The organism is Paraburkholderia sp. GAS348 (genome assembly GCF_050434205.1).
Classification (GTDB): Bacteria; Pseudomonadota; Gammaproteobacteria; order Burkholderiales; family Burkholderiaceae; genus Paraburkholderia.
Genome location: NZ_JBNPVT010000004.1, coordinates 302,956 through 329,598 on the forward strand (window position 1 = coordinate 302,956; position 26,643 = coordinate 329,598).

21 protein-coding genes, 1 other RNA gene and 2 pseudogenes are annotated in these 26,643 nt (G+C 62.8%); 15 read left to right on the forward strand and 9 right to left on the reverse strand.

Annotated features, from left to right (window positions below):
- Nucleotides 1-23 precede the first annotated feature (23 nt).
- The 6 genes and pseudogenes from ubiG to P3T22_RS09425 all read left to right on the forward strand — a co-directional run bounded on the left by ubiG (nucleotide 24) and on the right by P3T22_RS09425 (nucleotide 5,011).
- Nucleotides 24-722: a bifunctional 2-polyprenyl-6-hydroxyphenol methylase/3-demethylubiquinol 3-O-methyltransferase UbiG gene (gene ubiG, locus P3T22_RS09400; protein ID WP_429324811.1), complete on the forward strand. Its 699-nt coding sequence runs from the start codon at nucleotides 24-26 to the stop codon at nucleotides 720-722.
- 32 nt (nucleotides 723-754) lie between these two features.
- The gene (gene gph / locus P3T22_RS09405) at nucleotides 755-1,468 is read left to right on the forward strand and encodes a phosphoglycolate phosphatase (RefSeq protein WP_063496927.1); all 714 of its coding nucleotides are present in this window, start codon (nucleotides 755-757) and stop codon (nucleotides 1,466-1,468) included.
- Between the two features lie 223 nt (nucleotides 1,469-1,691).
- Nucleotides 1,692-2,061: a transfer-messenger RNA gene (gene ssrA, locus P3T22_RS09410) on the forward strand.
- A 947-nt stretch (nucleotides 2,062-3,008) separates the two neighbouring features.
- Nucleotides 3,009-3,242, forward strand: a pseudogene (locus P3T22_RS09415) (pyocin activator PrtN family protein); the annotation flags it as partial.
- A 532-nt stretch (nucleotides 3,243-3,774) separates the two neighbouring features.
- On the forward strand, nucleotides 3,775-4,086 hold the full coding sequence (locus P3T22_RS09420) for a hypothetical protein (RefSeq protein WP_429324812.1): 312 nt from the start codon (nucleotides 3,775-3,777) through the stop codon (nucleotides 4,084-4,086).
- Between the two features lie 556 nt (nucleotides 4,087-4,642).
- Complete coding sequence (locus P3T22_RS09425) at nucleotides 4,643-5,011, forward strand: COG4315 family predicted lipoprotein (protein ID WP_063496928.1); 369 nt, start codon at nucleotides 4,643-4,645, stop codon at nucleotides 5,009-5,011.
- A 134-nt stretch (nucleotides 5,012-5,145) separates the two neighbouring features.
- Here the strand turns inward: P3T22_RS09425 and P3T22_RS09430 are convergent, their stop codons facing one another.
- Nucleotides 5,146-5,412 carry a hypothetical protein gene (locus tag P3T22_RS09430; protein WP_429324813.1) on the reverse strand — a complete coding sequence of 89 codons (267 nt, stop codon included), beginning with the start codon at nucleotides 5,410-5,412 and terminating at the stop codon, nucleotides 5,146-5,148.
- 109 nt (nucleotides 5,413-5,521) lie between these two features.
- Nucleotides 5,522-6,601: a substrate-binding domain-containing protein gene (locus tag P3T22_RS09435; RefSeq protein ID WP_429324814.1), complete on the reverse strand. Its 1,080-nt coding sequence runs from the start codon at nucleotides 6,599-6,601 to the stop codon at nucleotides 5,522-5,524.
- Between the two features lie 134 nt (nucleotides 6,602-6,735).
- On the opposite strand from P3T22_RS09435, the gene P3T22_RS09440 reads away from it, so the two are divergent.
- From P3T22_RS09440 to P3T22_RS09455, 4 genes and pseudogenes are all read left to right on the forward strand, one after another.
- Nucleotides 6,736-7,221, forward strand: coding sequence for an NAD(P)H-dependent oxidoreductase subunit E (locus P3T22_RS09440; RefSeq protein WP_429324815.1), 486 nt, complete (start codon nucleotides 6,736-6,738; stop codon nucleotides 7,219-7,221).
- Entirely contained in the window at nucleotides 7,218-8,789 is a 1,572-nt protein-coding gene (locus P3T22_RS09445; protein ID WP_429324816.1) for a formate dehydrogenase beta subunit, read from the forward strand. Before P3T22_RS09440 ends, P3T22_RS09445 begins: the two co-directional genes overlap by 4 nt.
- A gap of 14 nt (nucleotides 8,790-8,803) precedes the next feature.
- Nucleotides 8,804-11,803: a formate dehydrogenase subunit alpha gene (gene fdhF / locus P3T22_RS09450; protein WP_429324817.1), complete on the forward strand. Its 3,000-nt coding sequence runs from the start codon at nucleotides 8,804-8,806 to the stop codon at nucleotides 11,801-11,803.
- 8 nt (nucleotides 11,804-11,811) lie between these two features.
- A pseudogene (locus P3T22_RS09455) lies at nucleotides 11,812-12,051 on the forward strand (formate dehydrogenase subunit delta); the annotation flags it as partial.
- On the opposite strand, the gene P3T22_RS09460 reads toward P3T22_RS09455, so the two are convergent.
- The 3 genes from P3T22_RS09460 to P3T22_RS09470 all read right to left on the reverse strand — a co-directional run bounded on the left by P3T22_RS09460 (nucleotide 12,017) and on the right by P3T22_RS09470 (nucleotide 15,233).
- Nucleotides 12,017-13,756, reverse strand: a complete 1,740-nt coding sequence (locus P3T22_RS09460) for an FAD-dependent monooxygenase (RefSeq protein WP_429324818.1) — start codon at nucleotides 13,754-13,756, stop codon at nucleotides 12,017-12,019. The pseudogene P3T22_RS09455 and the gene P3T22_RS09460 sit on opposite strands and share 35 nt — an antisense overlap.
- A gap of 68 nt (nucleotides 13,757-13,824) precedes the next feature.
- Complete coding sequence (locus tag P3T22_RS09465) at nucleotides 13,825-14,889, reverse strand: cation diffusion facilitator family transporter (protein ID WP_429324819.1); 1,065 nt, start codon at nucleotides 14,887-14,889, stop codon at nucleotides 13,825-13,827.
- Nucleotides 14,886-15,233, reverse strand: a complete 348-nt coding sequence (locus tag P3T22_RS09470; protein ID WP_148662173.1) for an ArsR/SmtB family transcription factor — start codon at nucleotides 15,231-15,233, stop codon at nucleotides 14,886-14,888. Before P3T22_RS09470 ends, P3T22_RS09465 begins: the two co-directional genes overlap by 4 nt.
- A gap of 138 nt (nucleotides 15,234-15,371) precedes the next feature.
- On the opposite strand from P3T22_RS09470, the gene P3T22_RS09475 reads away from it, so the two are divergent.
- Nucleotides 15,372-17,219, forward strand: coding sequence for a tetratricopeptide repeat protein (locus P3T22_RS09475; protein WP_429324820.1), 1,848 nt, complete (start codon nucleotides 15,372-15,374; stop codon nucleotides 17,217-17,219).
- A gap of 139 nt (nucleotides 17,220-17,358) precedes the next feature.
- Here the strand turns inward: P3T22_RS09475 and P3T22_RS09480 are convergent, their stop codons facing one another.
- Complete coding sequence (locus tag P3T22_RS09480; RefSeq protein WP_429324821.1) at nucleotides 17,359-18,660, reverse strand: MFS transporter; 1,302 nt, start codon at nucleotides 18,658-18,660, stop codon at nucleotides 17,359-17,361.
- A 306-nt stretch (nucleotides 18,661-18,966) separates the two neighbouring features.
- Between P3T22_RS09480 and P3T22_RS09485 the strand changes: the two genes are divergently transcribed.
- Nucleotides 18,967-19,491 carry an N-acetyltransferase family protein gene (locus tag P3T22_RS09485; protein ID WP_429324899.1) on the forward strand — a complete coding sequence of 175 codons (525 nt, stop codon included), beginning with the start codon at nucleotides 18,967-18,969 and terminating at the stop codon, nucleotides 19,489-19,491.
- Nucleotides 19,492-19,772: 281 nt separating this feature from the next.
- Entirely contained in the window at nucleotides 19,773-21,020 is a 1,248-nt protein-coding gene (locus P3T22_RS09490) for a hypothetical protein (RefSeq protein ID WP_429324822.1), read from the forward strand.
- Nucleotides 21,021-21,148: 128 nt separating this feature from the next.
- On the opposite strand, the gene P3T22_RS09495 is transcribed toward P3T22_RS09490, so the two are convergent.
- Together P3T22_RS09495 and P3T22_RS09500 are read right to left on the reverse strand one after the other, a co-directional pair.
- Nucleotides 21,149-21,865 carry a DUF2968 domain-containing protein gene (locus P3T22_RS09495; RefSeq protein WP_429324823.1) on the reverse strand — a complete coding sequence of 239 codons (717 nt, stop codon included), beginning with the start codon at nucleotides 21,863-21,865 and terminating at the stop codon, nucleotides 21,149-21,151.
- Between the two features lie 433 nt (nucleotides 21,866-22,298).
- Entirely contained in the window at nucleotides 22,299-23,570 is a 1,272-nt protein-coding gene (locus P3T22_RS09500) for a gamma-glutamyl-gamma-aminobutyrate hydrolase family protein (RefSeq protein ID WP_429324824.1), read from the reverse strand.
- A gap of 49 nt (nucleotides 23,571-23,619) precedes the next feature.
- Here P3T22_RS09500 and P3T22_RS09505 point away from each other — a divergent pair, with 49 nt between their 5' ends.
- The gene (locus P3T22_RS09505; protein ID WP_429324825.1) at nucleotides 23,620-23,910 is read left to right on the forward strand and encodes a hypothetical protein; all 291 of its coding nucleotides are present in this window, start codon (nucleotides 23,620-23,622) and stop codon (nucleotides 23,908-23,910) included.
- 70 nt (nucleotides 23,911-23,980) lie between these two features.
- Here the strand turns inward: P3T22_RS09505 and P3T22_RS09510 are convergent, their stop codons facing one another.
- Nucleotides 23,981-25,738: a cation:proton antiporter gene (locus P3T22_RS09510; RefSeq protein ID WP_429324826.1), complete on the reverse strand. Its 1,758-nt coding sequence runs from the start codon at nucleotides 25,736-25,738 to the stop codon at nucleotides 23,981-23,983.
- A 209-nt stretch (nucleotides 25,739-25,947) separates the two neighbouring features.
- On the opposite strand from P3T22_RS09510, the gene P3T22_RS09515 reads away from it, so the two are divergent.
- Nucleotides 25,948-26,637: a DUF2848 domain-containing protein gene (locus P3T22_RS09515; RefSeq protein WP_063496942.1), complete on the forward strand. Its 690-nt coding sequence runs from the start codon at nucleotides 25,948-25,950 to the stop codon at nucleotides 26,635-26,637.
- The last annotated feature ends 6 nt before the right edge of the window (nucleotides 26,638-26,643 follow it).

The window sequence follows — 26,643 nt, forward strand, 5'->3', positions numbered from 1 at the left end:
CTCTCATCGAGGCAGCTTCCGCTATGACCAACGCCGATCCCCACGAACTGCAGAAATTTAGCGACCTCGCGCATCGTTGGTGGGACCCGAATGCCGAATTCAAACCGCTGCATGAACTCAATCCGATTCGCCTAAGCTGGATCGACGCGCACGCGCATCTCGCCGGTAAAACCGTGTTGGACATCGGTTGCGGCGGAGGCATTCTGTCGGAGTCGATGGCGGGATTGGGGGCACACGTGAAGGGAATCGACCTGTCGAGCCAGGCGCTCGGCGTGGCGGATCTTCACAGCCTTGAAAGCGGCGTAACCGTTAGTTACGAAGAAATCGCCGCTGAGGCACTGGCTGCCCGTGAACCGGGCACTTACGACGCCGTCACCTGCATGGAAATGCTTGAGCACGTGCCCGAACCAGCCGCCATTGTCGAGGCCTGCAAGACGCTGGTAAAACCGGGCGGCTGGGTGTTCTTCTCCACGCTGAACCGCAATGTGAAGTCGTATCTGTTCGCGGTGATCGGCGCCGAATATATCGCGCGGATGCTGCCCAAGGGCACGCACGACTATGCGCGCTTCATCCGTCCGTCGGAATTGGCGAGCTTTGTGCGCGCCGCCAGCCTGCGCACAGTCGATATCAAAGGCATCGTTTATAACCCGCTCAGCAAGCATTTCACGCTGTCCGCCGACTCGAGCGTGAACTACATGCTCGCCTGCCGCCGCGACGTCTGATCCGCCCCGACCTGCCGGACTCAATCTAATCAATGAGCGATCCCACGCCCCTGCCCCAACGCGAAGACAACGACGACGCGCTCGGTCTTTGCCATGCAGTCCTGTTCGACCTCGACGGCACGCTGGCCGACACCGCGCCCGATCTCGCGGCCGCCGTCAACAAAATGCGCCATGATCGCAGGCTCGAGATGGTGCCGCTCGAAGATCTGCGACCGCTCGCGTCGGCGGGCGCGCGCGGGCTGATTGGCGGGGCCTTCGGCATCGGCCCCGAGCATCGCGAGTTCACGTCGATGCGTGAGGAGTTTCTCGCCAACTACGAAGCAGACTTGTGCATCGAGACCACGCTGTTTCCCGGCATCCCCGAATTGCTCGACGATCTCGACGCACGGGGCGTGCGCTGGGGTATCGTGACGAACAAGGCGGCACGGCTCACCGAGCCGCTGATCGCGCTACTCGGCCTCGAAGAGCGCGCGGGCTGCGTGGTGAGCGGCGACACGACGCCGCATTCGAAGCCGCACCCCGCGCCCCTGTTGCACGCCGCGCGCGAACTGGATGTGGTGCCGGAGCACATCGTCTACGTCGGCGACGACCTGCGCGATGTGCAGGCGGGTTTCGCGGCCGGCATGAAAACCATCGCGGCCGCCTACGGCTACTGCGGCAACGACATTCCGCCGACGCAATGGCACGCGCAACATGTCGTGCAATCGCCTGCTGAATTGCAGAAGCTGCTTCGCGACATCGGCTAAGCGCATAAGCGAACACGGCAGACATGGCGCACGCAACACAATGCTGCACCACTGCATTGCCGCTTCGCCGCGACACTACGACACTACGACACTGCGGCAGTACGGCAGTACGGCAGTACGGCAGTGCGCTGCGCCGGTAAGACAACGAGGCAATCAGCCAGGACGTGGCCGTCAAACTATTGTAAAATCTACGCTGGCCCAGACGTTTGGGGCAACGAACCGCGGGGGCGACCTGGTTTCGACAGGGGTTGCGAAGCGGCTAGGGCATACCGAGGACCCGTCACCTCGTTAATCAATGGGAAAAACGTAACTGCAAACGACGAAACGTTCGCACTGGCAGCCTAAGGGCCGCCGTCCTCTGCCTAGTTCACTGACGGGCTAGAGTCGCAAGACCGGTAGCAATACCGACAGAGGTCATATACGTCAGTTAAGCCTTGGCGGCGTCACGACGCCCGGGTCGAAAATCTAGTGAATCGCCGTCACGCAGCGTGTTCGTCCGCGTCGTGGTGGTTAAATCAAATGACAGAACTAAGTATGTAGAACTAGTCGTAGAGTGCTTCTGGACGCGGGTTCGATTCCCGCCGCCTCCACCAATTACTGTCCAAACGTTCACAACGTTTCACAACAAAACCCCGCTCAGCGGGGTATTTTGTTGCAAACCACCGCAAACAACCCCTAGTGACAGCAACATGTCGTCGGGGGTTTTTCCGGGGGCTCTTTGCAAACCCCAAAACCAAGAACCCCCACGGCAGGAGCCCCAGCACGAGAGCGCACATGGCCCTGACCGATATTGTGCGATCCGCAACGCCAAGCCAGTTGAGAAGCAGCAGAAGCGATTCGATGGCGGCGGCCTGTTCGTACTCATCACGCCGGCCGGTGGCAAGCGCTGGGTGCTCACTCAAGTACCGATTCGAGAGCAAGGAAAAGAGTCTGGCGCTCGGCATCTATCCCGAGGTTTCACTTGTGTCGGGAGTCGCTATTCGTGCTGCCCGGAAACGATCCGGGGAAGAAGATAGGGTTGCCGGTTTCCTGCATCGAATCGGCGCTGCCCGCAGTGCTCCTATCCGACCGTCAGTTGCCCGGCAGGCCGGCGGCTTTGCTGCGCACCGGTGCCGTCGGGATTACCTCCAGCTTAAGCAACGATAGAACCGGCCTGAGATGCTAGTCGTTACGTCCACCGAAGGCGCACCCAAAAAAATAGCCTGCCAGCGGGTGTGCGGCAGGCTAAAACTCCGAGGGGTACAAGGACCGAATCGCCCCCCTAGAAGCCGATTCACCCCCCCTCGAAGGGCCAGCAAAAATAGTAGGCCTAAGGGAAGCATTGCTCGTGAATATGGCCGAACACGCCAACACTTTGACTAAACGGTAGGAGCGGCGATGTGCTGTTCGCCGCGCACAAGGGCCGTGTTGATCGCCCCTAAAGGTTGCGAATCAGATTCGCAGTCCAGTCTCCGATCTACTCCCGCCGCCCAACCCTAGCCGCGGTAAGAAGTGTGCAACTGATTAAAGTAACCACGGGCAGTTCGGGCGAGGCCGCGGTATGAACACCGCATTCATCCTGTTGGCCCAATACGGCGCCAAGGCGATCGTTCCCATCGACGTCGTGTGCCGGGACTATTTCGCACCACTCACGGTGCCGACGCTGGTTAGAAAGATATCCGCTGGTGAGATTGCGCTTCCGCTCGTTCGCATGGAGACGTCGCAGAAGGGCGCCAAGGGCGTGCACGTTGCCGATCTGGCTGCTTACATCGATGCTCGGCGAGCAACTGCAGTGGGGATTCTTGCAGCGACCAGACAGGCCTTCGTGAGAGATGCCGACCGATCGTCGGCGGGTCGTCGGCGGCCTTTTACGACTACGCGTGTGACACAGAGGTCTGCGAGCGCAGATCTCTAACCCTGAGGCGACGGGGAGGATCAAACGTTCGGAACGAAGGAAGTCCCGTCTGTAACGGGGAAGACGTCGAGCACTTGCGATTCAAGCGCCACGATGGGGATTCTCGATGCGACCCGATGACCCTTCATGATTGAGATTGCCCAATTGGGTGTCGCGCGTCACCACCTCGGCTCGACGGAATTCGTCAATGTTTTGGCGGGTTCAATCACGCCAGACGTGGAACCCTCTTATCCTGAGAGTTCACGCTCTTAAGTCAGGTGTTGGTGGTAATGCGTTACGTGCCGCCTTTGCGACCAGGGTGGCCGCCTTTCTCGACGTGCTATACCGGGCAACACAATGCCCTGTGCACACGACGATAGAACTCCGTCAGATGACTCAGCCAATTGACTTCAGCCTACTAGCACCGGCAGAGATGCTGACCTATCTCGTTGTGTCTCAATTGACCGCACGTCATGGGACTGGTGAATGGCTCAAGGTCGAGGATTTGGTCGAATGTGCACAGATCTGGCTGCGATTCAACGATGGCGAGGTCAATTCGCTAAAGCGCATGGCGCTGTGTCGCCGGGCGCAAGATCTGGCAACACATGCGGAACAGTTCTCGGAAACAACGTTTGACACGAAAGCCGTAGCAGGCATGTTCTTCGACGGCCTGCGCCTGGACTTCCGGTCTCCAGCGGTCGTCGAGATCTATATCATCTGCCTCGCCCATCTCCTCGCCGACTAGTACGTGTTGTCGGTCCGGTGGACCGCTCCCCCCACGGCTTCCAGCGCCGGACTGCCTCTGCCTGCTTTTGCCGTCGTTCCAAACTCCAACCGTTCGCGACATCGGTTTGTTTTACGAAGGCCACCTGGCGCGGGTTCTTCAATTCACCAATGGCGCGTATGGTCGAGACGCACTGACTTTGGGCCTTTAAGGCGTGCCGAAGGTAGAAGTCCATCTGTTCCTTGCCGGCGCATTTCGGTGTCTCATCCAGCCAGATCAATGTTGCGGGCGCCACTATCACCGCCGCCGACTCTTTCCGATCTATGATCGCCACCGATCACCTCGGAGGGTATCAACCTCAGGGTGATATCAGGGGCTTATGATTTAAGTGCCTCTAAATCCGATTTTAAAAAATATTTTGTTGTTATTGCACAACAGCCATGCGATTACCAGGCTCTGCGTCACGAAGCCGCGCAAAGCCAAGGGAATAAGCGAATCCGTTCAATCGTTTATTCGCCACGCGCGCCCGCACGCCGCGTTCCGCGCAAGACCAACATTAAAATCAGGAGCCGACACCATGCGCAAGACTCTCTTCTGCCTCTCCACGCTGACTCTCCTCGCACTGCAACAGACCGCGCTTGCCGAAGCCCCGAAGATCGTCGACGGCCGCTTCGTCACCGCGGACGGCATGACGCTCTATACCTTCGACAAAGACACCACACCCGGCGTGAGCGCCTGCACCGGCGGCTGCACGAGCAACTGGCCCGCGGCCATGGCGAGCCCGTCGGACAAGCCGTCAGGCGACTGGACGCTGATCCCTTCCGCGGACGGCAAGCAGCAATGGGCATACAAAGGCCATCCCCTGTACCGCTACGCGGCAGACAAGCAGGCGGGAGAAATGAAGGGGGACGGTTTTAAGGACATGTGGCACACAGCGAAGCCATAGCCGATAGCCGATAGTCGCTGAACGACGGACCAGAGCCGCGAGCCTTGATAAAACGCCTTAAACGACAACGCCGGCAGCATGCCGGCGTCTCGATGAAACACAAAAGCAGAACTCGAAAGCGCTGACTTGCTCGCTTATTCGTCTTTAGGACACTGCAAATTACACCCGTTCGGATCGCCGTTGTCGCCGCGTTTGCGCATGGCTGACTTTTTACCGGACTGGTATTTGTCCGAGGGCGCCGACGCCGCAAACGGCATCTGCGGATGTTCGGCAAGACGGAACTGATCTTGCAGGATACCGCCCGGCACACCCGGCGAATTCTGTGCGAAGGCAACCGAAACGGAGGCGAGGAGCACTCCGGCCGTCGCTGCTGCAGCACATGCGTGAAGAAGAGCTTTCATATCGATTCAGCGCGGCATAGCGCGCGGTTAAGGCGTAAGCGGAAGGTTAGAGATTATCCCAAACAAACGCCCCGCGCAGCGGCGCCAGCACCATTTTGTTTACAGTCGCTTACAGCACAGCTGGGCCAAGCCCAACATCGAGATCGAGCAGGTTGCCGCAGTCGTGCGGATCGTAACCTTCGAGCTGTTCGACGCTATGCCGAAACGCGGCGCCGCGCAGCAAGCCGATCACCGTTGCAAGCGGCGTGCGCTCCAGCCGGGCGCGATCGCAGGCGAAGTAATAGTCTTCGTCGACGATCGGAATGAAATCGAGCCCGAAGTGATGCGCCGCCGGCTCGACGCCAAAACCCACATCCGCCATGCCGCTTGCCACGAATGCCGCAATCGCCGAATGCGAGAGTTCTGCCGACGCGTAACCGTTGACCCGGTCCGGATCGACCCCGACTTTTCGTAGCGCGAGGTCGAGCAGCATGCGTGTGCCGGAACCGGGCTGACGATTGACGAAGCGAATGTCGTCGCGCGCGAGGTCGCTCAGGCCGCCGATTCCCTTTGGATTGCCCTTGCCGAGAAAGAGGCCCTGCTTGCGCCTGGTCAGATGCACGAGCACGTGACGCTGCGGATCGAGCCAGCGTCGATAGGTATCGGCACATGCCGCGCGAAATTCGCCTAGCGGCAAGTGAAACCCAGCCAGATCACATTCGCCACGGGCGAGCGCGCTAACCGAGTCCGCGCTGTCGCGGTATTTGATATCGACCGGCACATCATTCGCGACCAGCGCTGTCACCAGCGCCGCGACGGCATAACCGTGCGACGCGTAGATCCGCACATCGTCGGCGGCTGGCGCGAGCCAGCGGTTCAGATCGCTGGCGACTTCGCTCGCGAGTGCCTGCATGTTGCCATCGAGCCGCTCGCCGCATAGACGCTGCGCGCGCAACACGGCCTGCCCGAGCTCGGACAGCACTGATCCGCGCCCACGCTCCTTCGCGATCAGCGGACCACCCAAGCGCTCCTCAATGCTGCGCAACACCCCCCACGCGTGACGGTAGGACAAACCCTTAAGCGTCGCTGCCTGCGCGATGCTGCCGGATTCGTCCACCAGCGCGAGCAGCGGCACCACATCCGACAGGCTTGCCTCGCGTCCATCCGGGCCCTTCACAACCAGTTGCGCCTGGCACTCGATCCTGATCATATATGCTCGACTATTTCCTATTGCACGACGCGTATCAGCCGCCTATTGTTCCGCTATCCCATATCGAATATACGAAGCATAGGTGCACGCATTATGAATGACAAATGCATATATGACTTTGGAGGAGCCCCCACTTGGACGATTCCATCGCCATCGCGCCGGAGCATCTCGTGCAGCGTCACGCGCAGCCGGGCATGTCGCTGCTAGCGGTACTGCACGCGATTCAGGACGAACTCGGCTACGTGCCGCCCGACACGGTTGCGCCGCTCGCGCGCGCCATGAACCTGTCGCGTGCGGAAGTCCACGGTGTCATCACCTACTACCACCACTTCCGCACGCAGCCCGCGGCGCCCGTCACGGTGCAACTGTGCCGCGCCGAAGCGTGCCGCAGCATGGGCACCGAGGCGCTCGCGCAGCATATCGAGGCGCACACCGGCTGCCGTTTTGATGCGGAGCATCGGCATGGTGCGGCGGTCGAACTGGAATCGGTCTACTGCCTCGGCCAATGCGCGCTGTCACCGGCGCTAATGCTCAACGGCACGCTGCACGCGAAAGTCACGCCGCAAAAGTTCGATGCGCTCTTCGCCGCCGCCAACAAATGTGTGGGGGTAACGGCATGACGCGCATTTACGTTCCCTGCGATTCGTCGGCGCTCGCGCTCGGCGCCGATGCTCTCGCGCAAGCGATCGAATCCGAAGCCGCACGCCGCGGCGTTGAAATCGAACTGGTTCGCAACGGTTCGCGCGGTTTGCTGTGGCTCGAACCGCTCGTAGAAGTTGCGACCGCTGAAGGCCGCGTCGGCTATGCGAACGTCGAAGAGAGCGACGTTCCAGCGCTATTCGACGCCGGCTTTATCGAAGGCGGCGAGCACGCCCGCCGTGTCGGTGTGGTCGATGACATACCGTATCTGAAGAAGCAGCAGCGCCTGACCTTTGCACGGATCGGCCTTACCGATCCGCTTTCCGTCGACGATTACGTTGCCCACGGCGGCCTCGAGGGTCTCAAGCAAGCCCTGAAAACCGACGGCGACGCCGCCTGTGAAGCGCTGATCGAATCCGGCCTGCGCGGCCGCGGCGGCGCAGCCTTCCCCGCCGGCATCAAATGGCGCACGGTGCGCGGCGCCAAAGCGGCGCAGAAATACATCGTCTGCAATGCGGACGAAGGCGACTCCGGCACCTTCTCCGATCGCCTCGTGATGGAGAGCGACCCGTACATGCTGATCGAAGGGATGATCATCGCGGGCGTCGTGACGGGCGCGACGGTCGGCTATATCTACGTGCGCAGCGAATATCCGCACTCGATCGCGATGCTCGAAACCGCGCTCGCCAAAGCGCGCGCCGCCGGCTGGCTCGGCGACAGCGTGCTCGGCTCGGCGGCGCATCGCTTCGAACTTTTCGTGGCGAAAGGCGCGGGCGCTTATGTCTGCGGCGAGGAAACCGCGCTGCTCGAATCGCTCGAAGGCAAACGCGGCATCGTGCGCGCGAAGCCGCCCGTGCCGGCGCTCGTCGGCCTTTACGGCCAGCCGACCGTGATCAACAACGTCATCACGCTCGCGACGGTGCCGATCATCTTCGCGCGCGGTGCCGCGTTCTATAAAGACTTCGGCATGGGCCGCTCGCGCGGCACGCTGCCGTTCCAGCTTGCCGGCAATGTGAAGCAAGGCGGTTTGGTCGAGCTGGCGTTCGGCATCACGCTGCGTGAACTGCTGTACGACTACGGCGGCGGCACCGCAAGCGGGCGCCCGGCGCGCGCAGTGCAGGTCGGCGGCCCGCTCGGCACGTATCTGCCGGAAAGCCAGTGGGACTTCCCCATCGACTACGAAACGTACGCGGCAGTCGGCGCGGTCGTCGGCCACGGCGGCATCGTCGTACACGACGACACGTCGAATCTCGCCGAACTCGCGCAGTACGCGATGCACTTCTGCGCGCTCGAATCGTGCGGCAAATGCACGCCGTGCCGGATCGGCTCGACGCGCGGCGTCGAAGTGATCGGACGGATCCGCAACGGCGATACGTCCACGCGGCAAGTGCAGTTGTTGCGCGATCTGTGCGACACGATGGTGTCCGGTTCGCTCTGCGCGATGGGCGGCATGACACCGTTCCCGGTGTTGTCCGCGCTCGACCATTTCCCCGAAGACTTCGGTCTCGACAACGTGCACGACCACGCGCCCAAAGCGGCTGCGGCCTGATTCAGGAGCCTCACATGTCCGACGTGCTCAACTCCCCTGCCGGCGCCCCGCGGGAAGTCCCCCGCCCTGAAGGAAGTCCCCTTGGGGGATTGGGGGGCGGCTGCGGCTCCGGTAGCTGCGCGTGCAAATCGCAAGCGCAACAACGCGCCACGCGCTCACCCTTTGACGACACCGACTACGGCACGCCGCTACGCCATGCCGACGTCGACGTCACGCTGGAAATCGACGGCCAGGCGGTGACGGTTCCGGCCGGCACGTCAGTGATGCGCGCCGCCGTCGAAGCCGGCGTCAATGTGCCGAAGCTCTGCGCGACCGATTCGCTCGAACCGTTCGGCTCATGCCGTTTGTGTCTGGTCGAGATCGAAGGCAAGCGCGGCTATCCCGCTTCCTGCACGACGCCCGTCGAAGCCGGCATGAAGGTCCGCACGCAAACCGATCGTCTGCAGTCGCTGCGCCGTAACGTGATGGAGCTGTACATTTCCGATCACCCGCTCGACTGCCTGACCTGCCCCGCCAACGGCGACTGCGAATTGCAGGACATGGCAGGCGTCACCGGCTTGCGCGAAGTGCGCTACGGATTCGACGGTGCAAACCACCTGAAGGATAAGAAAGACGAATCGAATCCGTACTTCACGTATGACCCGTCGAAGTGCATCGTCTGCAATCGCTGCGTGCGCGCGTGCGAAGAAACGCAAGGCACGTTTGCGCTGACCATCGCCGGACGCGGTTTCGAATCGCGCGTGGCGGCGAGTGAAGACCAGCCGTTCATGGAATCGGAATGCGTGTCGTGCGGCGCGTGCGTCGCCGCGTGCCCGACCGCGACCTTGCAGGAAAAGACCGTCATCATGCTCGGCCAGGCCGGGCATTCGGTCGTCACCACATGCGCGTACTGCGGCGTGGGCTGCTCGTTCAAGGCCGAGATGAAGGGCAACGAGGTCGTGCGGATGGTGCCGCACAAGAACGGCCACGCCAACGAAGGCCACGCGTGCGTAAAGGGCCGCTTCGCATGGGGCTATGCGACGCACAAGGACCGCATCACCAAGCCGATGATCCGCGCGAAGATCACCGATCCGTGGCGCGAAGTCAGCTGGGAAGAAGCGCTCGGTTACGCGGCGTCGGAATTCCGCCGTATTCAGGAGAAGCACGGCCGCGATTCGATCGGCGGCATTACGTCGTCGCGTTGCACGAACGAAGAAACGTATCTGGTGCAGAAGCTCGTACGCGCCGCGTTCGGCAACAATAACGTCGACACCTGCGCGCGCGTGTGCCACTCGCCGACCGGCTACGGCCTGAAGGCCACGCTCGGCGAATCCGCCGGCACGCAGACGTTCGCCTCGGTCGACAAGGCCGACGTCATCATGGTGATCGGCGCGAATCCGACCGACGGCCACCCGGTGTTCGGCTCGCGGATGAAGCGCCGCATCCGCGAGGGCGCGAAGCTGATCGTCGTCGATCCGCGCCGCATCGATATCGTCGATACGCCGCACGTGAAGGCGTTGCATCATTTGCAATTGCGTCCGGGCACCAACGTCGCGGTGGTCAATGCCCTCGCGCATGTGATCGTGACCGAAGGGCTGCTGAACGAAGCGTTCATCGCCGAGCGCTGCGAAACGCGCGCGTTCGAGCAATGGCGTGCGTTCGTCGCCCTGCCCGAGAACGCGCCCGAAGCGACCGAGGAACTCACCGGCGTGCCCGCCGCATCCATCCGCGAAGCCGCCCGTATTTATGCCACCGGCGGCAACGCCGCGATCTATTACGGCCTCGGCGTCACCGAACACGCGCAAGGCTCGACAATGGTGATGGGCATCGCGAATCTGGCGATGGCGACCGGCAACATCGGCCGCGAAGGGGTCGGCGTGAACCCGTTGCGCGGTCAGAACAACGTGCAGGGTTCGTGCGACATGGGTTCGTTCCCGCACGAGCTGCCGGGCTATCGTCATATCGGCGATTCGATCACGCGCGCGCTGTTCGAAGAAGCATGGAACGTCACGCTGCAGCCGGAACCGGGCCTGCGCATTCCGAACATGTTCGACGCCGCCGTGCATGGCACCTTCAAGGGGCTGTATTGCCAGGGCGAAGATATCGTGCAGTCCGATCCGAACACGCATCACGTGTCGGCGGCACTGTCGTCGATGGAATGCATCGTCGTGCAGGACATTTTTCTCAATGAGACCGCGAAGTACGCACACGTGCTGCTGCCCGGTTCGTCGTTCCTCGAAAAGGACGGCACCTTCACCAACGCGGAGCGCCGCATCTCGCGCGTACGCAAGGTGATGCCGCCAGTGCCGGGTTACGCCGACTGGGAAGTCACGGTGATGCTCTCTCGCGCGCTCGGATATGAAATGGACTACTTGCACCCGTCTCAGATCATGGACGAGATCGCGCGTCTCACGCCGACTTTCCACGGCGTGTCGTACAGGAAACTCGACGAGCTCGGCAGTATCCAGTGGCCATGCAACGAGAACGCGCCCGACGGTACGCCGACCATGCACATCGACACCTTCGTGCGCGGCAAAGGCAAGTTCGTGATTACGAAGTTCATCGCAACGCCGGAAAAGGTCACGCGCAAGTTCCCGCTGCTGCTCACTACCGGCCGCATCCTGTCGCAGTACAACGTCGGCGCGCAAACGCGCCGCACAGAGAATTCGCGCTGGCATGATGAAGACCGGCTGGAGTTGCATCCGCACGATGCGGAAGAACGCGGCATCAAGACCGACGATTGGGTTGGTATCGAATCGCGCGCGGGTCAAACCGTGTTGCGCGCGAAAGTGACCGAGCGGATGCAGCCGGGCGTCGTCTACACGACGTTCCATTTCCCCGAATCGGGCGCGAACGTGATCACCACCGATAGCTCGGACTGGGCCACCAACTGTCCCGAGTACAAGGTGACCGCGGTGCAGGTAATGCCGGTCGAACAGCCGTCGCAATGGCAGCAGGACTATTCGCGCTTCAACACAGAGCAGCTCGATCTGCTGAAGCAGCGCGAGCTGGCCAACGCAACGTCGGGTAAGTGAGGCAAGCCATGGACAATCATAATCTGACCGACATGGCGAACCGGATCGGCGATTTTTTCGATTCGATGCCGGATCGCGAAGAAGCGCTCGCCGGCATCGCCGATCACATCCGCCGCTTCTGGGAGCCGCGCATGCGGCGCGCTTTGCTGGCGGCGCTCGATGAGCCGGATCCGAGCGGCATCGAGATGTCGGGCATCGTCAGGGAAGCGCTCGTCAAGCATCGCGACGGGCTGACGCCGCCTGCTCCGGTATCACCCCACCCACTGCGAACCACGCTTCACAGTGCCGCAGCAAGCCGTGCAGATCGGAGCCCGTGCGCCCGCGCGCGCTGATGTAGCCGTCCGGCCGCACCAGATAGAACGACGGCCGCGTGCGTCCATACGATTCGGAGAGCGCCGGGGCGCCCTCGCCGCTCGTATCGGTCACGCGCCAGATGCGTACTGCGCCCGGCAATAATTTTTCGATTTCGGCAGCCAGCCGTTCGAGTTCCGCATCCGGCGTTGGCGCGTGCTTCGCCGCGGGATCGAGCGGCGTGCCGTCGACGGGCAACGGCGGGACCAGCAGGAACAACGAGAAGAACGCCGGATCGTGCAGATCGAAAATGCAACCGACACCCGGCGCGCGGCCAAGCGGCCCATCCACCACATGCACCAGCGCATCCGGCGCACGCTCGCCGGCACGCGGACCGCCGTCGAGCACGCGCTCGAGCGTCAGCGGACTGCGCCGATACTGGATCGACAACTCGCTGATGGTCATCCGCGCCGCATCGCGCAGCGGACCGAGCGCGGCCAGCACCGGCATCACGCGTTCGCGCAGCAGTTTGAGCGGTCCGTGATCGGCCTCGGCCATATGCGTGATGAAACCGGTTTGCCGCAGCACGTCGCGCTCGATCGGATGCCGTTCGCGGTGGTACGTATCGAGCAGGCGGTCGGACGCCGCGCCTTTCAAAACGCGCGCGAGCTTCCAGCCGAGATTGAACGCTTCCTGAATACCCGTGTTCATCCCTTGCGCGCCGGCCGGGCTGTGTACGTGAGCCGCATCCCCCGCGAGGAAAATGCGCCCGACGCGCAGCCTCTCCACCATCCTGCTGTTCAGATGAAAATGCGACGACCATGCCAGCTCCGACACGTCGACGCGTTCCCGCACGCGCCGGGCAATCAGCGCCTTGCATTCGGCCAGCGACGGCGGCAAAACCTGGTTGAGCGGCGGCTCGCCGAGCACAGCGGGCGTCGCCGACGCCGGGACCGTGGCCGGTGCGACCGGATGATCCGCAATCAGACGATGGCGGCCATGGCCCATCGGAAACAGCGCGACGAGACCCTCGCCTGAAGCAAAGATATGGAATTCGTCCTCGGGCCAATCGGTTTCGGCATGCACATCGGCAAGCAGGAACGTCTGCTCGAAGGTATTACCCTCGAAGCTCAACCCGAGCCGGTGACGGATCATGCTGTGCGCACCGTCAGCGGCGATGATGTACGACGGGTGCATCGTCTCCGTATGACCGTCCGCGCGACGCAGCGTCGCCTGAATGCTGGCGGAACCCTGCGAGAACATCGTCAGCTCGACGCCGCGCTCGACCGTCACGCCGAGCGTCGCAAGATGCTCTGTCAGCAAACGTTCGGTCACGGATTGGCCGAGAAACAGCAGATACGGATAGCGGGTGTGCAGCGGATCGAAATCGAGGCGCGCGAGACGCATGCCATTGGAAAAAAGATTGGCGATCCGCGCACGGTGGCCGAGTTCGAGAAACGGCTCGATCAGCCGGTGCTGTTCAAACAGTTCGAGTGTGCGCGCCTGAATGCCGATGGCCCGCGAGTACGGGTTCGGTTGCAGCGCCTTGTCGACCAGACGCACGGGGATGTGGGCACGCGCCAGACTCATCGCCGCGGCGAGCCCGGTCGGACCCGCCCCGACGATCAACACCGGCGACGCATCGTGTGCGGCAGCGTCCATGCGGAACTCCGGAGACAACAGGACGTTCTAGTGTACGCCGCCGATAATCCGCTCAACGGTGCGCTGCATCAATCGCGGGGATGATCCATCGCGCATTGATGTTCGGTGGTGCCGAGGTCGACTTGCAGCGTGGCGTGCTGCATCGAAAAACGTTCGCGCAGTGTGATGACGATGCCGTCGAGCGACTCGTCGCCGGGATGGCCTGCCGGCATCACCAGATGTGCGCTGAGCGCATTGCCGGTGGTCGACAACGCCCATACGTGCAGGTCGTGCACGTCGGTGACACCAGGCTGCTCGGCGAGATAGTCGCGGATCGGCTGCAGGTCGACGCCAGGGGGCACGGCGTCGAGCGCCATGCGCACCGAATCGCGCAGCAGACCCCACGTGCCAACCACCACCACCGCGACCACGAGCAGGCTCATCACCGGGTCGAGCCACGTCCAGCGGGTATAGAGAATCACAAGGCCGCTGATCGCGACCGCGGCGGAGATGCCGGCATCCGCGGCCATATGCAGGAAAGCGCCGCGAATGTTCAGGTCTTTTTTCTGGCCGCGCATGAAGAGCCACGCCGAGAAGCCGTTCACGATCACGCCGACCGTCGCGACGACGAAGACCACCCGCCCTGCGACCGGGGCGGGGTTCATCAGGCGCCCGATCGCCTCGGCGACGATCACGCCGCACGCGAACAGCAAGAGTCCCGCGTTGGCAAGCGACGCCAGGATCGACGAACTGCCGTAGCCGAATGTATAGCGTGCCGACGGACGGCGCGTGGCGAGCCAGGCTGCGCCCCAGGCGAGCAACAGGCCGAGCACGTCGGAGAGATTGTGGCCGGCATCGGCGAGCAGCGCGGTGGAATGCGCGATCACGCCGTAGACGGCTTGAATCACCACGATCGCTACGTTCAGTGCGACGGCCAGTGCGAAGGCGCGGCCGTGGCCGGCGACAGGTGCGTGGACGTGGTGATGGCCGGCGTGGCTGTGGGCGTGGCCGGCGTGATCGTAAGCACCGTGCTCTTTTCCCTCGGCCTGCGCATCGTCGCCGTCGACCCCGTCGAATTCTCCATCGAACCACACCGGCGCGTGGTCGTCCTCGCGTTCTTCGGCGGCCCGCTTCGGGGTGGTGGTTTTCTTCATGACGGGTCCAGAGGAAATTCGCCGGCCGGCTCGGCCACATGCTCGAGCATGCCGGCCAGCATCGTGCTGATATGACGGTCGGCGGCAAGATAGAACACCTGCTTGCCCTGCCGTTCAGCGCGTACGATCCGCGCCGCGCGCAACAGCCGCAGATGGTGGCTCACCAGCGACGGCGACAAGCCCAACCCCTCTGCAATCGCGCCGACCGCGCGCCGCTCGTCGACGCACGCGAGCACGATGCGCAAGCGCGTCGGGTCGCCGAGCAGGCGAAACAGGTCGGCCAGCGGCACGATCGTCTCCACCGGGCGGTCTTCAACACTGACAGGCGATATAGCGGAAGCCATGGCAAGCGTCATCATCGACACACATATGAACATGTATTCATATGTTATAGATATCAAGACAACAGGTCAAATTGGAGGGCGGTCCGGCGAGTGTGGGAAAATGCGGCCTCTGCCTCACCCGAGTGTCATCCCTCCGTCATGCAACAAGTATTTGACCGCGCTTTCGCGGCGCATCGTGACGGCCGTCTCGACGACGCCGAACGCGGCTACCGCGCGACGCTCGACAGCAACCCGGTGCACGTCGATGCGTTGCACCTGCTGGGCGTCCTGCGCCATCAGCAGGGCCAGCACGCCGAAGCCGCCGAGCTCGTGCGGCGCGCGGTGAACCTGCGTCCGGAAGACGCCGCGCTGCAACTAAATCTCGGCAACGCGCTGAAGGCACTGGGCCAGATCGAGGACGCCATCGAACAGTTCCGCAATGCGCTCACGCTGGCGCCGTCTTTCCCGATGGCGCACTACAACCTGGGCAATGCGTACGCGTCGGTGGGCCGCCACGAAGACGCCGCCGACGCCTTCGAGAAGTCGCTGCGCCTGCAACCGAACGACGCCTCGTCGCATAACAATCTCGGCAACGCATTGCATGCGCTCGGCCGGCATACGGAAGCAATCGCATCGTTCCAGCGCGCGCTCGAACTGCGCCCGGGGCATGCCGGCGCGCTCAACAATAAGGGCATGTCGCTGAACGCGCTCGACCGCGCTGACGAAGCGATCCCGTGCTTTCAGGCGGCGCTGGCAGCCGAACCGCGTTTCGTCGCGGCGCACTTCAATCTCGCCAATACGCTCGACGCCACCGGCCGCCACGAAGAAGCGGTCGCCTCTTTCCAGGCGGCGCTCGCCTTGCAGCCGAACCTGCCGCCCACCATCTTCGGGCTCGGCAACGCGCTCGCGGCGCTGGGACGCCCTGCGCAGGCGCTGCCGTATCTCGAGCGCGCAGTCGGTCTCGATCCGCAATTCGCGCTCGCATGGCTGAGTCTTGGCACCGCGCATCAAGCGCTCGGCGCGCACGCCGCAGCAGTGCGCGCCTTCGATCAGACGCTGCGCTTGCGCCCCGATCTCGCGTCCGCGCATATGAACCGCGCGCTTGCCTGGCTCGCGTTGCGCGACTTCGCGCGCGGGCTGCCGGAATACGAATGGCGGCTGCAAACCACCGCGCAGCCGGTCATCCAGACCTTGCCGCGCTGGCACGGCGAGCCGATCGAACAACGCACGCTCCTCGTCCATGCCGAGCAGGGTTTCGGCGATACGTTGCAATTCGTCCGCTTCGTGCCGCTGGCCGCGCAGCGTGCTGCGCGCGTTGTACTCGAAGTACAGCCCCAGCTGCTGTCGCTGCTTGCACCGGCCGCGCAAGCCTGGCGCGTCACGCTGATCGCCCAGGGCACACCGCGTCCCGCGGCGGATCTGCACTGTCCCCTGCTGAGCCTGCCGCTCGCGCTCGGCACAACCTGCGACACGATTCCCGCCCGCACGCCCTATCTCAGCGCACCGCCGGCTTATGCCCGCAAATGGCGCGGTTCGCTCGGTGGTCACGCGAAGCGCAAGATCGGCATTGCGTGGTCAGGACGCATCCAGCAGAACGAAACCCGTTCGATGCCGCTCGCCGCGCTCGCGCCGCTGTTCGCGCTCGAAGGGATCGACTGGATCGTGCTGCAACCTGGCCTGAGCGCCGAAGAACGCGCGGCGCTCGACACGCATCCGCGCGCGGCGTCGATTCATCGCCTGGACAAACGGATCGGCGATTTTGCGGATACGGCGGCGATCATCGAACGGCTCGACGCGGTCGTGTCGATCGATACGTCGATTGCTCACCTCGCCGGCGCGCTGAAAAAACCGCTGTGGCTGATGCTGCCGTTTGCCGCGGATTGGCGCTGGTTCGTCGGCGAGACGCGCAGTCCGTGGTATCCGGGTGCAACGCTGCTGCGCCAACCGCAACCCGGCGCGTGGGGCGAGGTGGTCAAGGCGGTGGCAGAAGAATTGCGCCGCGGTTAGCGACACCCGGGCTCATCGCAACCCGTTGCGGATGCGACGCTCAAGAAAAAACCCCGCGCTCATGCTCGTGAGAACGCGGGGTTTTTGTTTGTCCGGATGAACGATAAACGGTGAACGGAGGTGAGCCTTGAGCTTACCGTTAAGCCGTCCGATACTGATCGCGCGACTCCGGCGTGCGATACAGCGCCAGCGTCGCGATCAGTCCGCAGATCGCCGCCACGCCCAGGAACAGGCCCGGCGCTGCCTTGTTGCCCGTGGTGTGAATCAGCAAAGTGGAGATGGCCGGGGTAAAGCCGCCGATCGTCGTAGCAAGGCTGTAGGCCAGCGAAAAACCGGCGGTCCGCACTTCGACCGGCATCACTTCGGTCAGCGCCACCACCATTGCTCCGTTGTAGCTGCCGTACAGGAACGACAACCACAGCTCGACCGCCAGAAGGCGAGCGAACGACGGCTCGGCAACCAGCCATTGCAGCGCCGGGTACGCGGTGACGATCGTCAGGATCGTGAAGGCCAGCAGCACCGGCCGGCGGCCGATACGGTCCGACAACGCGCCCGCGAGCGGCAGCCAGACCAGGTTCGACAAACCGATACAGACGGTAACGACGAGCGTATCGATCGACGACAGCTTCAGCACTTCTTTACCGAAAGTCGGCGTGTAGGCCGTGATCATGTAGAACGACACGGTGGTCATGATGACCATGCCCATACCGCCCAGCACGATGCCCCAGTTCGCGGCCATCGTCTTCATGATCTCGCCCATGCTCGGATGATGTTTGCGCGCCTTGAATTCCTCGGTTTCCTGCAACGAACGGCGGATCAGGAACAGGAACGGCACGATCAGGCAGCCGATCAGGAACGGCACGCGCCAGCCCCAGGCCGTCATCTGGTCAGCCGGCAACCACTTGTTCAGGAACACGCCAATCAGCGCGGCGAACACCACGGCGACCTGCTGGCTGCCCGACTGCCATGCGCAATAGAAGCCCTTGTTGCCCTTGGTGGCGATCTCGGACAGATAGACCGACACACCACCCAGTTCGACCCCGGCGGAGAACCCCTGCAGCAACCGGCCGAGCAGCACGAGCACCGGGGCAAGCACGCCGATGGTCGCATAACCTGGAATCGCGGCGACCGTCAGGGTGCCGAGCGCCATCAGGCCGAGGGTGAGGATCAGGCCTTTGCGACGGCCGTGATGGTCGATGTAGGCGCCCAGCACGATTGCGCCAAGCGGGCGCATCAGGAAGCCCGCGCCGAACACCGACAGCGACAGCATCAGCGAGGCGAATTCGTTGCCGCTGGGGAAATAGGTCTTGGCAATCGCGGAAGCGTAGTAGCCGTAGACCATAAAGTCGTACATCTCAAGAAAGTTGCCGCTGACCACGCGGAAAACTGTCTTGACCTTGGATTCTTTGGATGAGGAAGCGGCGTGTGACGCAGTAGACATGACATTCTCTGATTAGCCCGTCGCCACACAGACTGGCGGCGCTCGGGCAGTTGAAACGATCCACTGCGTTTGGCAAGCGGATGCCACGGGCAACTTATTAGAACGCGCCGGGGGCGCTGCATTCTCATGCCGAATACTTTCGCGCGGTATCAGGGTAAACGTTGTGAAATACCCGGAGCCCGCAACACGTAATGTTACCGTTCATGGCAATGTCGTGCATTTCATACGGTTTCATTACGGACAACGCCGGCTCGCCCTTGCGCTAAACTTTTTGCAGACAGGCCATTCCCGTTGACCACCATCCCGATGCAAACCTCCAGCGTACTTTCGCTGCGCCCTGCGACTCTCGCGGATGCAGCGCTGATCGCCTCGATTCATAGCGCCAGCTGGCAGGCTACCTATCGCGGCCTCCTGCCGGACGCATTCCTCGACGGCGAAGTGACGCCGGAACGCGCCGCCTATTGGGAAGCGCGCCTGCGCGCACCGGGCGGCGAGCGCCGTATCGTCCTGATCGCCGAACTCGCGGGCGAGCCGATCGGTTTCGTCTGCGTCGAACGGCAACCGGAGTCCGCGTGGGGTGTCCTGCTCGACAACCTGCATGCGCTGCCAGGGCACCAGGGCATCGGCGCAGGCAAGCTGTTGATGCGTGCAGCCGAAGACTGGGCTCGCGCGCAAGGCGAGACGCAGCTGTACCTGTACGTGCTCGAAGGCAACACAGCGGCGATCGGCTTTTATGAGCGACAAGGCTGGCAGTTCGCCGGCGCCGAACCGGATCATATGGGCGGCGTGGATATTACTGCATTGCGCTATGTGTACTGGCTCGATCGATGAAACAGGCGCGCCTCGCTTGATCGTCTCCCAAAACCGGTCCGACTCGGGACGAACCGGCGCATTTTTTTCGGAACAATCCGATCGTTAGTTCAGCCACTTCCAGGCATCATCTTCCACACCCCGATGGCTTCACTGTGACCGCTCGTGCGGCGGCGTACTCGACCTGAGTACGGCGTTTCCATATGGCGTTGTGTACAGCGTTTTCATACGCATCGCTCCGAAGCCAAAGCCCCCTGAGCCGCCTGCCCGCGGACCTTTTACGAGGCGCTGCGAAGAAACCGATGTCGACCACAATCCCCCTCACCCTGATCGAAGGCTCCATGGCGCTGCCGAGCCTGTCTCCGCTGTGCCGCGTGCTGCCCCCGCCATTCGGCCGCGATTGGGCGCTGCTGCCGCCAGCGCACAGTTTGCGCGCGGAACTCAAGGCGCTCTATGCGGCCGTGTTACGTACCTTTTGTCTGAATGCGGAAGCCATCCGCGCGCTCTGCCAGTGGGAATCGCGGCGCTTGCCGCCAGTTGCATCCTCGAGTTTGACCTCGCCTGCTGCCTCGACAACCGTGTTCGATGCACCGGTCGCCGAATCATTGCTAACGTCCGCCGAAGCCACACCTGTCTCGCCGGTTAGCGCTCCGGCGGTTCCGGTCTCGCCGCGCGGCGGGTCGATGCATTGGGGTGCGCTGGCGGGCGGCGCCTGTGCACTCGGCGGCGCCGCGATGCTTGCCTGGATTGCGTTCGGTCATCTGGCGCAGCGTCACACGATTGGCGACGTCAAACCAGCGGTAAAGGTCCCAGTCCGCGAGGAAGCCCAGTCGGCGAATCGTCGCCCCGCGAATCGTCGCCCGGCGAATCGTCACTCGCCTGATGCCGCCGTCACGCCCTACTCAGCGGCTAATAGTCGTCCAGCGGCACATGCGCCGAGCACCGCGTCGTCGCCGCTGCACGTGCCGGACGCATCGGGATCTGTACCCGCATCGCCTGAAAACTTGCAGACCGCATTTACCGCGGCTCCGTTACGCGATTTCACCGCAAGCGCCACAACGGAAATCACCGCGCCAGTCACGGCGACGGCGGCGCGCGCGATAGCCGGCAAAAACGTATCGCGCCGCCAGGAGAAGCAACGCAAAGGCGCCGCGAACCAGCACGAAAGAAGCGGCCGCGGTTCGCAGGCCACCATCGCGACACAGTTGTCATCGCGTTTGTCATCGCGGTTACCACCGCAGTTGCCACCGCAGTTGCCACTCATCTCGCCGATGGACTCCGAAGTGCCACAGATTGCGGTGTCGGCAAATGCACAACGAACGTCACCGAAACCCTCGTCGGCGGGTCCTTACTCGCCACTCGCGCCATCGCAACTCGGCACCGACGAATACGCGTCGACGACCCTGTCAGCCGGCACACACCTGCGCAGTATCGCGCCGGCATCGCGCCCCGCTTCGTCGATCAATCCGTCTGAAACCGGTGGGACGGAATGGATCAATCATATGTCGCAACGTCGCGTGACCGAGGTTCCCGATCAGTTCGCAAAGTAAGCGTGCCGTTATTGCAAAATCGCGGCACAAAAAAAGCCCGGCTTTTTGAACTGACCCCGCAAAGTTGGACACCGATCCAACCTTTGGGGTGCAGTTCATTTTGCCGGGCCTTTTTTGCGCTCACGCGCTTACTTCTGTGTTGGCAATCCGAACTCAGCCTGCCGCTGCAACTGCATCACTTCGCCCTGCACCTGACGCAACTGCGCCTGCGCCTTTTCCTTTGCCGCGCGCAGCGCAGCCGCCTCGCCTTGCGTTTGCCGTTGATAGTCGTTGACCTTGGCCTGCTGCGTGCGCGCGACGTCAAGATCGGCCTGCAACCGCTTGGCGCGATCTTCCGACAACGCGATGATGTCTTCGATATACGCCTTCTGCGCCTGCAACTGCGTGCGGCGAATCTCGACGTCAGCGAGTTGCACCGTCTGCTGGACGAAACCGGCGTAGACCGCTTCAGCACGGCCTACGTCTTCCGACTTGATCACGCGCCAGAAATGCTTGTCCTGAAAGAGCGCGACGTAATACGTCATTTCCTGCGGATAGAAAAACAGACTCGCGCCGTAACTGCCGTTATACGTGGTGCGCAATTCGCTCAGCTTCGCGTCGTGAATCATCTGCATCAGTTCGGCAACATTGCCTTGCGCATCGCTGGCGGTAGCCGGCGCGCTTGATGCCGCGCTGCGCAGCGCAGCGGCGACCGGTTGCGGCGTTAGCGTGTTCATGGCCGGCCGTGTGCCGACCAGAGGCGCGGCCTCGTCGGTTTGCGCGGCCAGCACGAAACCACCCTGCTGCAACAGCGCACACGAGGTCGCGAGCAGCATGGCGCGCCGTACAATTAAGGGGTACTTCATACGTGCATGCTCCATGCAAATCCAAAACAGCCTTGGATTATCGCGCGGATTAGCCGTTAAGCGAAGCATTCAGGTGTCGCACTGACCGACTTTAAATCGAGATAAATCGGTAACGAATGATTCGGCCGGATGGACACACCAGTCGCGAAATAAAAGATTTCAGATAAGACAAAAACGCAACAATCTGACTCATGCGGACATTTCCCAATCTGCATGACGTTCGCGCGAATCCAACATCAAGCAGAGCGACAATATGGAGATAAGCAGCTAGATAGCTAGATAGCTAGATAGCTAGATAGCTAGATCGCTTGCCGCCCAAGCACGGCGGCTGCGTCCCGCAAGAATCGGTCTTGACAGACCGGACTTGAAGTTGCGGCTCAAAGACGTGGCCTCAAGACCACGTCTCCGATACCACGTTTCTAGACACGCGTCCTTAAAACCGCGTTTCGCGCGCCACCCGCAGGAAGGTATCGAGCAACGGCGTGCAATCGAGCAGCTCCGGGCCGCCCGCGCGATGAAACTCCGGATGCCACTGCACGCCCATCACGAACGGCGCACGCCGATAGCGCACCGCCTCGATGATGCCGTCCGACGCCGACACCGCCTCGATATTCAGATCGCGGCCGAGCGTCTTGACCGCCTGATGGTGAATCGAGTTGACGATCGCATCACGCCGGCCCGGAAACATATTGGCCAGCGTCGAGCCGTCCGGAAAATGAATGCCGTGCCGATGCTGATCGTAGTTCTCGTTGACGTGCGCGCCGGCGGTCGGCACGTCGGTGGCGATGTCCTGGTACAGGGTGCCGCCGAACGCCACGTTGATCAGTTGGCAACCGCGGCAGACGCCGAGCACCGGCTTGCCCGACTCGACGAACTCATGCAGCAGTTCAAGCTCGTACATGTCGCGTACGCGGTCACCCGGCCACTCGTGGCTGGTCGCCTGTTCCGCGTATGACTGCGGCGAGACGTCCGCGCCGCCTTGCAGCAGCAGACCGTCGAGATGCTTCGCGTAGTCGCGCAAACGGATATTGCTCGGGTGCAGCATGCCCTGATGACCGACTGTCGGAATCATGAACACCAGCACGTCGCGCGACATCACCCAGTGCGCAATCGATTCCTCGAGGTATTGCAGCGTCTTGCCCCGCAGCCCCTTCGCGCCCGGCTCCGGGTGGAAGATGCGTGCCGACACGCCGATGCGCAGCGTGCGCTGCGTGATCCGTTGGCCGGCGCGATCGAACAGCTGACGCGCGCGCGCGGCGATGATGCGGCCGAACACGGTCCACGCCGAATCGCTTTGCTTCAGATAGCGCGGCGGCGACGGCGGCAACGCGTTCGGCGGTGGTGGGTTTGTCGCAGTGAAGTCTGGCGCGGCGCCGAAACCTGGCGGCGGCGAGCCGGGGGGGCGAGCCGCAGCGGCTGCTTGATCCGCTTTTTCCGCCTTTTCGGTGAGCGCAGCCTCGTCAGCCGGCACGCTCAATCCGCCGGCGAGCGGCTCGCGGCCTTCAGGCGTAGTCGGACGCGAGGCTTGAACTTTGGCGGCATATCCGGCCCTGGCTGCCTCGCGCTCATGAACCGCGGCTTCCTGCCGTGCGGTCGACGCAGCCGCCGAACTGCGCGCTTCGGCCGCGTCGCGTTGCTGCGCCGTTTGCGGAACGGCGGGGGTGACAGTGGAGGCGCTGTCGGGGTCGTCGGTCGACGACCTCACCGCGGCCTCCTCGGCGGCCGGCGTCACCACGTCCTTGATCGGAGACTGGATGGAATCTTCATGGGAGAGCGGCAGCGAGGCCGCCGGCTCAGGCGGCAAGATAGCCGGTTTCGACACGCCAGACGTTGCGCCAGACGTTGCGCCGGACGGCGTTGGCGGCGTTGGCGGCGTTGGCGGCGTTGGCGGCGTTGGCGGCGTTGGCGGCGTTGAGTGCGATGGCGTGCCCGAAGGCGACGATTGGCTGCCGGGCTCGCCGGCGTTTTCAGGTTTGTTTTCGCTCATGACAGTCAGACAGGCGCCTTCCACGCGAACGAATGAATATGCCCTGATTATCCGCTAGCGCGGCAAGCCCGGCAAACGCGCACACAATTACTCACATTGTTGCGGATCAAGCCGCAGGGATGCCTAACTTAGGGATCCGGCTGTTCTTCGAACGTTTCGCGCAGGGCGATCTGCATCGCCGCGTGGATTTTCACACACCAGCGCCAGACCAGCCCCAGCAACAGCGCGGCGCAAACCAGTACCGCGATCAGGAGGCCCGTCGGCGGCAAAATGCTGCTGGAGAGCGCCGCAACCAGCAAAAACACGCCGACCATCGAGACCACCGGCACCAGGTCGGAGATCGCGTAACGAATCGCACTGGTGAAGCGCCCCGCTGTCGCTGGCTGCACGCTCACCTCGGCGAGCAACAGCGCGAGCGACTTGGTCTTGCGATAGACCGCCACGAGGAACGGCATCGACAGCACCAGCGCGATGCTCCACAGCACCACACGCTGCATCGGCTCCGAAGCCAGCCAGTGCGCGAGCAAGGTACTGGTGTAAGGCGCGCTATACGACACGACCAGGAAGATCGCCGCGACCAGCGCGAGATTGACGGCAACCTGCAAAATGATCCGCCGCGTCATGCCGAACAGCGTCGGCTCGCCGGTTCCGGTGCTCAAACTGCGCAGCCACTGACCGTACATGCCGAACACGTTGGCGAACGTGCGCGGCATCGCCTGCCCGAGGCGTTGCGTCAATGGATCGGCGGCGCGAATCAGGTACGGCGTGAAAAGCGTGGTCAGGGCGGAGACAGCCACCGCGATCGGATACAGAAACGCACTCGTCACCTTCAAGGTCAAGCCGAGCGACGCGATGATGAATGAAAACTCGCCGATCTGGGAGACGGTCATACCGACCCGCATCGCCGTGCGCCCGTCCTTGCCGGCGAGAAAAGTGCCGAGTCCGCACGAAACGATCTTGCCGACGATCACCGCCACCGTAATCACCGCAATCGGCCATGCGTAGTCGACCAGCACGGCCGGGTTCAGCATCAAGCCGATCGTCACGAAGAAGATCGCGGAGAAGGCGTCGCGCAGCGGCGCGATCAGATGCTCGATCCGATGCAGATGGCGCGACTCGGCCATGATCGCGCCGATCAGGAACGCGCCAAGCGCAATGCTGTAATTGAGCTTCACCACCAGCAGACAGAAGCCGAAACAAAACCCGAGCACTGACACCAGCAGCATTTCGTCGCTTTTGGCGCGTGCGACGTAGTTCAACGCGCGCGGCACGACCAGAATGCCCACCACTAACGATACCGTCATGAAGAGCAGCAGCTTGCCAAGCGTCACCACGGCGACACCCGCGCTCAACTGCCCTGTCTGCGCAATGCCGGAGAGCAGCACCAGCATCGCGATGGCGAGAATGTCCTCGACGATCAGAATCCCGAACACCAGTTGCGCAAAGCTCTCGCGCTTGAGACCCAACTCGGAGAGCGCCTTGACGATGATGGTCGTCGACGAGATCGCCAGAATCGCGCCGAGAAACAGCGAGTCCATCGAACTCCAGCCAAACGCGCTGCCGATCTCGTAGCCGATCCACAGCATCAGCACGATTTCTGAAAGCGCCGCGACGATCGCCGTCGCGCCGACCTTGAACAGCTTGCGCAGGCTGAATTCGAGCCCGAGCGAAAACATCAGGAACACCACGCCGAGTTCGCCGAGCGTCTGGATGGTCTGCTCGTCGTGTATCAGCTGGAACGGCGGCGTGTACGGCCCGATGATCACGCCCGCGGCGATATAGCCCAGCACCACCGGCTGTTTCAGGCGATGGAACAGCACGGTGACGACGCCGGCGAGCGCCATCACGACCGCCAGATCCTGAATAAAGCCGATGCCATGATGCATGAATGCATTCCTTACAAAAAGTAATGTCTCAAAAACGCAGTGTAACGCACCCATGCGGCGCGCCGAATCGTGCAAACGCCGAAAGGACATGGGATTGGCTGGAGCACGAAGCGCTCGACGGGACCGCCGGCCCGAAACTTTTTTGACACGGTGGACATCTGTGAAATATCACAATAATATTTGCCGCATATCTTCTTGGGAGTCGAGTGATGCAGCAGGTGTCCTTCAACGTCGTAGATCGTTCAGGCGGCAGTCGCGCCGATATCGTCGAAGTGAATCGTCTGACGATCGCCGGCTGGGCCGGGCGCGATCAGGCGGCGATCGAGCATCACATCGCCGAACTGGCCGAGCTCGGCGTGAAGCGGCCGTCAACCACGCCCTGCTTCTACCGCCTCGGCGCAGAGTTGCTGACGCAGGCCGGGCAGATCGACGTGGTCGGCGTGAAGTCCAGCGGCGAAGCGGAGTGCGTGCTGGTCCGCTCGAAGACAGGACTGCTCGTCACCGTCGGCTCCGACCATACCGACCGCGAAGTCGAGGCCTACGGCGTCACCGTCTCCAAACAGGTCTGCCCGAAACCGGTCGCACGCGACGCCTGGCGTTTCGACGATGTGGCCGGCCACTGGGACCAGCTTGAACTGCGCGCTTTCGCTGTGACAAACGCTGGCGAGCGGCGCGTCTATCAGCAAGGCAGCGTCGCGTCGCTGCTGCCGGCCGCCGATCTGCTGGAACGCGCGCCCGTCGCAGAGGGTGCCGCAATGTTCTGCGGCACGCTGGCCGTACAAGGCGGCATCGTCGGCATGGCCGACGGCGAGGCACTCGAACTCGAACTGCACGACCCCATCCTGAACCGCACGCTGCGCCACGCCTACCGCGTGCACGCGCTACCTATCGTTGAATGAGGCATT